Annotated in this window: 1 protein-coding gene; it reads right to left on the reverse strand. The window is 51.2% G+C overall.

All coding sequences use genetic code 11. The annotated features are described in order from the left end of the window. Positions 1-12: 12 nt before the first annotated feature. Positions 13-1181 (reverse strand): IS3 family transposase gene (locus tag ACG0Z5_RS23725; protein WP_394451616.1). Its coding sequence is split into 2 segments (ribosomal slippage): positions 13-932 and positions 932-1181, totalling 1170 coding nucleotides; the frame shifts between segments, so codons are not numbered across the junction. Positions 1182-1255 lie beyond the last annotated feature (74 nt).

Genomic DNA, 1255 nt, shown 5'->3' on the forward strand with positions numbered 1-1255 from the left:
TGTGTGTAGTGGTCAACAAAAACTGGCCACCACTTTAGAGTTTTTCCAGTATCGATTTTCCGATTCGTTGGGGGATAATCCGCCGTTATATTCATGCGGCCTGAGCGCGCTGTAATACCCAACGATATAATCTGTTATTTCATGAGCTGCATCGCTGAAGCTTACGTAACCAGTCACTGGCACCCACTCATTCTTCAGACTCCTGAAGAAGCGCTCCATCGGGCTGTTATCCCAGCAGTTTCCACGTCGACTCATGCTCTGTTTGATCCGGTACCGCCACAATAGCTGCCGGAACTGCCTGCTTGTATAATGACTGCCCTGATCGCTGTGGAACATCACTCCGTCTGGCTTGCCGCGAGCTTCCCACGCCATTTCCAGCGCTTTGGCCGTCAGTTTGCTATCCGGGGAGAACGATATTGCCCAACCCACCGGCTTCCTCGCGAACAGATCGAGAACAACTGCAAGGTATGCCCAGCGCTTACCTGTCCAGATATACGTCACGTCGCCGCACCACACCTGATTTGGCTCTGTCACTGCGAACTGCCGCTCAAGGTGATTCGGGATCGCGACGTGTTCATGGCCGCCACGTTTATATCGATGAGTAGGCTGCTGGCAACTGACCAGCCCCAGCTCTTTCATCAGTCTGCCAGCAAGCCAGCGTCCCATCCGATAGCCTCTCTGGGTTGCCATTGTGGCGATGCTCCTTGCTCCGGCAGAACCATGGCTGATGTTATGCAGCTCCATCACCTGGCTTCGTAATACAGCCCGCTTGCCGTCTGGTTTTTCAGGACGGTTTTGCCAGTATTTGTAGCTGCTACGATGAACCCCGAACACGTGGCAGAGAGAGGCCACTGGATAACGCGCCCTGAGTTTCCCGATTAACGAGAACTGTTCAGGGAGTCTGACATCAAGAGCGCGGTAGCCTTTTTTAATATTTCGTTTTCCATTTCAATACGTTGCAGCTTTTTCTTTAGCTCACGTATTTCGATTTGTTCCGGGGTTATTGGAGAGGCGTTTGACATTTTGCCCTGCCGTTCATCACGCAGCTGTTTTACCCATTTCGTCATCGTAGAAAGGCCAACGTCCATGGCCTTCGCTGCCTGAGCGGCTGTGTAATTTTGATCGACAACCAGCTGGGCTGATTCACGTCTGAATTCAGGACTAAAATTTTTTCTTTTCATTGGTGCACCTGTGTTGTTCTGAGGTGAGCATATCACCTCTGTTCAGGTGGCCAAATTCAGTAAACCACTACAGT

The sequence above is a fragment of the Scandinavium sp. M-37 genome (assembly GCF_043558715.1).
Taxonomy (GTDB): domain Bacteria; phylum Pseudomonadota; class Gammaproteobacteria; order Enterobacterales; family Enterobacteriaceae; genus Scandinavium; species Scandinavium vulneris_A.